The organism is Chitinophaga sp. (assembly GCF_036569125.1).
Taxonomy (GTDB): Bacteria; Bacteroidota; Bacteroidia; order Chitinophagales; family Chitinophagaceae; genus Chitinophaga.
Window position 1 is genome coordinate 1 of the sequence record NZ_DATCRF010000469.1, and the last position, 8,246, is coordinate 8,246.

Consider the following 8,246-nt stretch of genomic DNA (forward strand, 5'->3'; position numbering starts at 1 on the left):
AGGGAGCTGCGGTCCGCTATAGCTTCCGCACTTTGCACATATGGCGCAGGCGTCAGCTCATCATCGTCATGCTCCACCATTTTTAATACATCATTGCTGCGCACTTCCGGGTGAAATTGTAATCCTATCACCCTATCGCCATATATAAATCCCTGGTTGGCGCAGGCTGCGCTGCTGGCAAAAAGGGTGGTATTGGCCGGCAGGTCAAAGGTATCGCCATGCCAGTGGAACACCGTTTGCTCCGGTGGCAGTATATTGGCCAGCGCGCCTGTAGTATTGAACTGTACGGGAAACCAGCCGATCTCTTTTTCCTTATTGGGGTATACCTTAGCGCCCAGTGCAGCGGCAATCAGCTGTGCGCCCAGGCATATGCCCAGCACTTTTTTGCCCTGTTGGATGGCATCTGCAATGTATTGCTGTTCCGCTGGCAGCCATATATGCAGTCCGGTTTCATACACCGCCATAGGGCCGCCCATTACTATCAGCCAGTCAATGGATAGCAGGTCGGGTAATACAACGGTAGGCGCATGCCACTGGGTAACGGTAATGGTGTGGCCCTGCTGCCGCGCCCAGTCTTCAATACAGCCTAATCCTTCAAAGGGAACGTGCTCAAAATAGTGTATACGTAAAGGTTGCATCCTGTAAAAATACTATTTTACCACAGCCATTGCTACCCGGTAAAATTCATATCCGCGCATTTGTAATGCTTTTTCTCCAAAGTATAGCCGGCGGAAATCTTCGGCGCCTTCATCATACAACAGCTCCATATTATATTCCGCCAAAAAATGCGGCAGCTCAGCGGGGTCCAGTCCCATATTCCAGGGCTCCTTTACTTTTTTAAGCAGGCGTATAATGCTGGCAGCGCCGTGAAAGCGGGATGGGGCTTCCAGCACCTCCTTAATTACATAGGTAAAAATAATGCGGGTGCCGGAGGGAAAACCCTGGAAGTAATCGAACATGATCCTGCCCATGGTGGCAGTAAAATTATTTACCGCACCTTCCCAGATGAACAACGTTTTATAATGATCGGCTCTCATCAGGTTACTGATGCAGTCCTGCGGTTGCTGGTAAGAAAAATCCATGGCCACATAGTCCACATGTACAGGCGCTTTGTTACGCACCTTATTCAGCAGCTGTTGTTTATATTCCAGTGTAACAGGCCGGTCCATTTCCACAAATTGTACCCTTTCCCGCAGCTGCAGCCGGTGTGCACGGGTATCAAACCCTGATCCCAGTATCATTACCTGGTTCACGCCATGGTCCTGTATAGCGCGTATGGTCATTACATCTATTAAGCGGGTGCGGGCTACGATAGCAGTATGGGCGCCCGGCCAGAAGTAATTGATATACCTGGGCACGGCCCATTTAAAGAACGGGTAAACAGAAAGAAAGGTCCACATTTTTAATGAAGGGGTCAGGAACACTTTCGCAAAGGGATCTGTGAACAGTCGTTCCCTGGCCGGTTTGCTGGATTCTAACGCGCGAAAAAATGCAGTAAGTACAGTGGTTCTCCTGGCACGCACCAGTGATGACATAACGGGATTTTTTTAAGGATTCGTATTTTCCAGGCTTGCTTCGATCCGGTTGATCTGCTGCAAATGTCTTTCCGTATGGTAAATGAGATAATAGGCCCATTCCAGCCTTGTCAGGTAGCCAAATTTGGCATGTTCCAGTTTTTCACATAGCCATTCCAGTGGTTCCTTTTGAAGCGCTTCTTTAATAAGCTCCCGGTTCCGGCGAAAGGCCTGGCTAAAGCTTTTTATATTATCATAACCGCCATCCAGCGTTTCCGGATCGCCGCTTACGCGCAGGCGCTGGTCAAATTCCAGGAAGTTCTTATTCAGCTCTTCCAGCTTGCTGTCCGGCGCGCGGTCTTCTATCGGGTGGGAGGGGCCTTGCAATGCTTTGGCCACCGCCTGTTCTGAGATCAGGATATGTTCCGCACACTCCATAATGCTCCATTCCGTACGTGGATTCTTCAACTGCAGCTTAGCCGCAGGCACAGTATCCAATATATCCAGTAAAAGATTGGTATTATTGTCAAGATCGGTATTTAGTTGTTGGATAGCAGGTATCATGACTCAATTGTTTTTACTTTCACGCTGGCCATTGCTACATTATACCATTCATATCCTTTCATATGGTCTGCCCGTTTGCCATAGTATAACTGCCTGTAAGCATCCGCACCTGTAAACTGTTCCAGCTGCAGATCGTAGGCTTCCAAAAATTCCCGGAAACGGGCAGGCTCCTGGTCATAGTTCCGGTCGTTCGGGTGTTGCTGCAACAGCCTTGCTACAGGCATAGCGTCAATAAACATGCCCGGATTTTTTGCAGCATACGTGAATATGAAGCGTGTGCCTTCGGGAAAACGCTGAAAATAACCAAACATTTTATCGCTATTGTTACCCGGGAAAGCACGGTGAATATCTTCCCATATAAACAGGGAATTGTAGTGGGCCCGCTGCAGCTGCAACGGCAATACATCGTCCTGCATTTGGGTGGCCAGGTCCATCGGAATATAATCAACCAGCGTCATAGGCGGGTGTGGAAGCTGCTGTAATACCCGCCGTTTAAGGGTTTGCCGCTGCGGGTAATCCACTTCCACAAACTGTACGGCAGCTGCAGGCAGCCGGTGCGCACGGCAATCATAACCGGCGCCCAGGATCACCACTTGTTTTACCTGGTGCCGCTGTATACACGACATGATCAGATCATCTACCAGCCGCGTACAGGCAGCAGTAGTTGCAAAGCGGCCAGGGTAACGCTTTTCCATACACCAGTTTATTAAAGGGTACAGGAGCGGCTGCCTGAGCAGCCATAATAAAAATTTCAGTCCGGGGGATAAAAAGGCCTCAGCATAAGGATCATAGAACAGACGCTCAGGGGGCGGGCGGCTTGATACTACGGCGCGATAAAATGCTTTGTACTCGGCCATTTTACTGGCATCAACCAGGGGCATAGCAAATAACAATAATTGAGGGTGTAAGAATTATTAATTGATCACTATTTGAAACTTGTTGCTTGTTGTATCCTGATGGTAAGCTTTCCGTACACGTGCTGCAGCATCCGCTGATGCATTCTTTTCTGGTTGATGACTTTTGTAAATATAAAGATTACGAAGGATTCAATAATGGAATTATCATATTTTTATTTGTATAATCACACCTTCGTGTGAGGGCGTCCCATAGGTTGGTACCGTTAAACGGAGGGTTGGTGTAATGTTTTTTTAACACGAAACATACAAACATAGGTTTGTATCAATATATTTAAGAAAATTCTAGGAGAACCCGTACTGCATGAAATCCAAAATAACCCAAAGCGCGACGATGATGTGGCTGATGGCCTGTTTATGCTGGCATAGCATCCAAGCCCAGTCAACAGACAGTTTGCGCCGGAAAAACCTGCAGGCAGTAACGGTAAAGGGCGCCAAACCTTTCATTGTAATGCGCGCCGATAAAATTATCATGAACGTATCGGAGAGCCCCATAGCCGCAGGAGGCGATGCCTTACAGGTGCTAACCCACGCACCGGGCGTAGTAGACCAGGGAAATGGTAATTATGAGCTGCGCGGTAAAAAGGTAACCGTGCTGGTAGATGGAAAGGACAGCCGCCTTTCCGGCGAAGAGCTGAAAGAATGGCTCAGCAGCCTTTCCGCCAGCAGCATTGACCGCATAGAGCTGATGGGCAACCCGCCCGCCCGCTATGATGCCAAAGGCGCCGCTATTATCAACATCATTACTTCAAAGAACAGGAACTTCGGCACCAACGGTACCCTCACTGCAGGTATAGGCGCAGGCCAGTACACCCGCTATGTAGCCGGCCTGGGATTAAACTACCGCAATCAGCAGCTGAATGTATATGGTAATTACGATTACCAGTACAATAAGCAATACTACGATCTTCAGTCTATCCGCCTGCTGGATGCTAATACAAACATCCGGGAAAACAGCTGGGAAACAAGGGAGCGTAACAATCATTCCTTTAAGGCCGGCGCCGACTACGATATTAATTCACGTAGCTCCGTTGGCGTTATGCTTAAAGGATTGCTGAACTACCGCTACCGCAAAATGACCACCACCTCCGTAAGGGATTACAACGGGCAGGCAGCAGATTCCTTTTCTACCGTGGCCACCGGTGGCGATCTGCAGCTCTTTAACCCATCGGTAAATGTGTATTACAAAACTGATTTTGATACCAGCGGTAAACAGCTCACCGTGAATGTGGACTACTTTAATTATAACAAAAGCTGGGACGATGATTATGTAACCAACTTTTACGATCCCAAAGGAGTAGTGCTGCAGGCGCCTTACCTGCTGCGCGATAACTCGCCGGCCAATAATACCATTACCTCCATGGCGGCAGATTATACGCAGCCCCTGTGGAAAGGTAAGCTGGAAGCAGGTTTGAAAAGCACCTTTACAACAACGGATAACGATATACGCTGGGAGCAGAAAATAGCGGCTGACTGGAAAATTGACAGCGGCAAAACCAATCACTTCATTTACCGGGAAAATATTTTTGCCGCGTATGCCAGCTATGACCGCAGCATTAAAAAGTTTGACCTGCAGATTGGCCTGCGTGCTGAGCAAACGCATATGAAAGGCACCTCTTTAACATTAGATCAAACCAATACCCGTAACCAGTTTAATTTATTCCCCTCCTTTGCAGTAATGTATAACCAGTCCGCCAAACATCAGTATGGTTTGTCGTACCGCAAAAGTATAGAGCGTTTCAGCTTTAATATTGTAAACCCTTTTGTAACCTATGTAAGCCAGTATTTTTATTACCAGGGTAATCCTAACATCCGCCCATCCATCGGGCATAGCTTTGAGCTGTCCTATACCTATAACAACGAATTATTCACTACGCTCAGCTATCAGCGCTACAACCAGGTGCTCACGGATATTTACCGGAAAGATACCGGCAATGTGGTCATCAGCACCTACACCAACCTGCGCGCCGCTTATGCCGTAAATGCCAGCATTACCCATTCAAAAGGCTTTTTTGAAAATAAATGGATGAGCACTAATACCGTAATGGCCACCTATGCAAAGTATAATGAAAAAGGCAGCGAGCAGCTTACCAATGCCGGCGCAGGCGTGTATGTAAATACCAGCAATACCTTTACGCTTACGAAAGGATTAACGGCAGAAGTGTCCGCTACCTATAATTCGCCCATGGCCTTTGGCGTTTATAAAATGAAATCCCGTTACTTTATAGATGCAGGCATTTCTAAAAGCATCCTGCATAATGCAGGCAAGCTTACACTAAATGCAACAGATATCTTTAACACACTAACAACAAAATATGACGTAGCCTCTTTTGGCGTTATCTCCTCATATGATAATAAGGTGGAATCACGCTTTGTACGCCTGGTATTCTCTTACAAATTTGGCAACCAGCGCGTAAAAGCCGCCAGGAACCGGAAAACAGGCATTGAGAAAGAGCAGCGTAGAATGGAAGGAAATTAATGAGCAGTATTTTTATCAGCATAGGAAAACATATCTAAACCTTTATCCGTAATTTAACCGGCCTTTATTTTTGAGCACGTAAAAACCTAAACCGCAGGTACCCATTTATCCTTTTACCGCCTCCGTTTGATTACCCGTAAAAGCAATTATGCTATGAGCCCTTTGTATGCTTTTGACGAGCGCCTGGTGCTGAGAACGCCCAGGTACCCTTTAACCGTCCTTAACAATGGCATGGATGTGCAAAAGCTGCTGCACGACAATGCCTTCCTGGAAGCCATTTACCTGGCATCCCCCGTTTTATATGAAGCCTGCATAAAATGGCGCGATGGCCATATAACCGGGAAAAAAGAAATAGAAAAGCTTAGCCGTTCCCTGTTTAAATACTATATCCGCATGAGCAGCCGCTGCACGCCGTTCGGCCTTTTTTCCGGCTGCAGCGTTGTAAGCTGGAACCCGGAAGCCACTGCGGTTACCGTGCAGGGAATGCAGCGGCATACCCGGCTGGATATGCATTACCTCTGTGCCCTGGCTGCACAGCTGGCCATGCTGCCGGGCATTCACCAGAAATTATTGTACTACCCTAACAGCAGCGTATACACGATAGGGGATGAGCTGCGTTACGTGGAATACCTGTATACGAACGGCAGGCGTATTCACCAGATCAGCGCCGTACAGGCATCTGAATACCTGCAGCGTGTGGTAAGCGCAGCCGGCAACGGCGCTACCATTCAGCAGCTGGGCAGTCTGTTGGTATCTGCTTCCATTACAGCAGCGGAGGCGCAGGCTTTCATTGAAGAGCTGATCCAGGCGCAGGTGCTGGTAAGTGAAATGGAGCCCGCTATTACCGGCCCGGAATTTATTCATCAGCTCATACATATACTGGAAAGAATAGCGGAAGAAGGGGATACCCTTGTGCTGCACGCGCTGCACACATTGCGCAGGGTAGATGAGTGCCTGCGTACGCTGGATGCCGGCGCCGGTAATGAGGTAGCGCAATACGGGCATATCATGCAATTGCTGGATGAGCTGGGAGTAACCTATGATCAAAGTAAATTATTCCAGGCCGATATGGTGCAGCAAGCCGCCGGGCCGGGTATCCATACCACCTTACAGCAACAGCTGCAGGAGGCGCTGGAAGTAATGAACAAGCTGGCAGCCCGCAAACGCCATCCGGACCTGCAGGCATTTAAACAGCGCTTCCGCCAGCGGTATGATGAAAAGGAAATGCCCCTGCTGGAAGTGCTGGATACGGAAACCGGCATCGGGTACATTAACGGCAGCAGCAATAACAACATTACCCCGCTGGTAGATGATGTGGCGGTAGGCCATCATGAAAGGGAACATCATTATACCTGGGGGCAGCTGGAAACCTTACGGCATAAGTGGCTGCTGGAAGCATATACCGGCGGGCGGTATAACATCGACATAAATGAGACAGATCTGGAGGGCCTTAGCGCCGACTGGAATGATCTGCCGCCTTCTTTTTTCCTGATGTTCCGCATACTGGAAGATGCGCCCTGCACACTGTACATAGAAAGCGCAGGCGGTTCCAGCGCAGCCGGCCTGCTGGGGCGTTTTGCCCATGCAGATGCCGCCATACATACCCTGGTAAGCGAAGTAACCCGGCAGGAGCAGGAGCGCGATCCCGGCATTGTGTATGCAGAAGTGATACACCTGCCCGAAAGCCGCACCGGCAATGTGCTGCTGCACCCCGCTTTCAGGGAATATGAAATTCCCTACCTGGCCCGCTCATCGCGCAACAAAGAACAGCAAATTGATGTGCAGGACCTGTATGTTTCCGTGAAAAATGACCGGGTAGTATTACACTCACGCCGTTTGGGAAAAGAGATCATACCCCGTTTAAGCACCGCGCACAATTACACCAGTAACGCCTTACCGGTATACCGTTTCCTCTGTGATCTGCAATCGCAGGATAAAAGGGCGGCGCTTGGCTTTGACTGGGGGCCGCTGGAAGAGCAATACTATTTTCTGCCCCGCATTACCTACAAGCATACCATACTGCAGCTGGCCACCTGGTGTTTCCGGCAGCAGCACATACAGCACCTGTTATCCCTGGAAGGCACAGCATTGCAGGAAGCCCTGGGCCACTTCCGCGAGCAATGGCGCCTGCCGCAGTACCTGGTGCTGGCAGATGGGGATAACGAGCTCCTGGTAGACCTTAATAATAATTTGATGGTAAGCACCTGGCTGGAAACAATAAAACAGCGGCGCCGTTTTACAATGCGGGAGTTCATTCACCGGCAGCAGCAGGTAACAGACCAGCAGGGCAATGGATATGTAAACCAGCTGGTGGCGGTGCTGAACAGGCAGGCCCCTGCATATGCCGGCGCCGGTATTGTTAAATCCGCGGATGTTTACCAGCAGCCGCTGCAACGGCAGTTTGTACCCGGCAGCGAATGGCTGTACTATAAGCTGTACTGCGGTGTACGGTCGGCAGACAAGATCCTGCTGCAGGCGGTAAAACCCCTGGCAGCCCTGCTGGAACAGGCCGGGCGTATTGATAAATGGTTCTTTATCCGGTACAATGATCCGGAGTTCCATCTCCGTTTACGCTTTCACGTTACCGCGGTATCACAGGTAGGGGGCATTATGAATAAGGTGCATGAATACCTGCAGCCCTTTATTGCAGCCGGTTATATTCACAAACTGCAGCTGGATACCTATAACCGGGAAGCAGAACGTTATGGCAGCAACAGCATGGAGCTGGCAGAAACATTCTTTCACCTGGATAGCGTAGCCTGCACCGCCATGCTG

Annotated in this window: 6 protein-coding genes; 2 read left to right on the forward strand and 4 right to left on the reverse strand. The window is 49.3% G+C overall.

The features are described 5' to 3' along the window. From VIM87_RS17500 to VIM87_RS17515, 4 genes are all read right to left on the reverse strand, one after another. The coding region (locus tag VIM87_RS17500) for a type 1 glutamine amidotransferase (protein WP_331998249.1) at window positions 1-638 on the reverse strand (638 nt) is incomplete at its 3' end. A gap of 12 nt (window positions 639-650) precedes the next feature. Beyond that, window positions 651-1,535 (reverse strand): SAM-dependent methyltransferase, encoded by an 885-nt coding sequence (locus VIM87_RS17505; RefSeq protein WP_331998250.1) that lies wholly within the window; start codon window positions 1,533-1,535, stop codon window positions 651-653. A gap of 12 nt (window positions 1,536-1,547) precedes the next feature. Beyond that, window positions 1,548-2,078: a DinB family protein gene (locus VIM87_RS17510; RefSeq protein ID WP_331998251.1), complete on the reverse strand. Its 531-nt coding sequence runs from the start codon at window positions 2,076-2,078 to the stop codon at window positions 1,548-1,550. Beyond that, window positions 2,075-2,959: a class I SAM-dependent methyltransferase gene (locus tag VIM87_RS17515; RefSeq protein WP_331998252.1), complete on the reverse strand. Its 885-nt coding sequence runs from the start codon at window positions 2,957-2,959 to the stop codon at window positions 2,075-2,077. Before VIM87_RS17515 ends, VIM87_RS17510 begins: the two co-directional genes overlap by 4 nt. Window positions 2,960-3,296: 337 nt before the next feature. Here VIM87_RS17515 and VIM87_RS17520 point away from each other — a divergent pair, with 337 nt between their 5' ends. Both VIM87_RS17520 and VIM87_RS17525 read left to right on the forward strand, forming a co-directional pair. Next, entirely contained in the window at window positions 3,297-5,471 is a 2,175-nt protein-coding gene (locus tag VIM87_RS17520; RefSeq protein WP_331998253.1) for an outer membrane beta-barrel family protein, read from the forward strand. 153 nt (window positions 5,472-5,624) lie between these two features. Next, on the forward strand, window positions 5,625-8,246 hold a 2,622-nt coding region (locus VIM87_RS17525), incomplete at its 3' end, for a lantibiotic dehydratase (RefSeq protein ID WP_331998254.1).

Bases quoted from the DNA above. Each gene is read 5' to 3' on its own strand.
- VIM87_RS17520 (WP_331998253.1), top strand. From the start codon at position 3,297: ATGAAATCCAAAATAACCCAAAGCGCGACGATGATGTGGCTGATGGCC.
- VIM87_RS17515 (WP_331998252.1), bottom strand. From the start codon at position 2,959: ATGCCCCTGGTTGATGCCAGTAAAATGGCCGAGTACAAAGCATTTTAT.
- VIM87_RS17510 (WP_331998251.1), bottom strand. From the start codon at position 2,078: ATGATACCTGCTATCCAACAACTAAATACCGATCTTGACAATAATACC.
- VIM87_RS17505 (WP_331998250.1), bottom strand. From the start codon at position 1,535: ATGTCATCACTGGTGCGTGCCAGGAGAACCACTGTACTTACTGCATTT.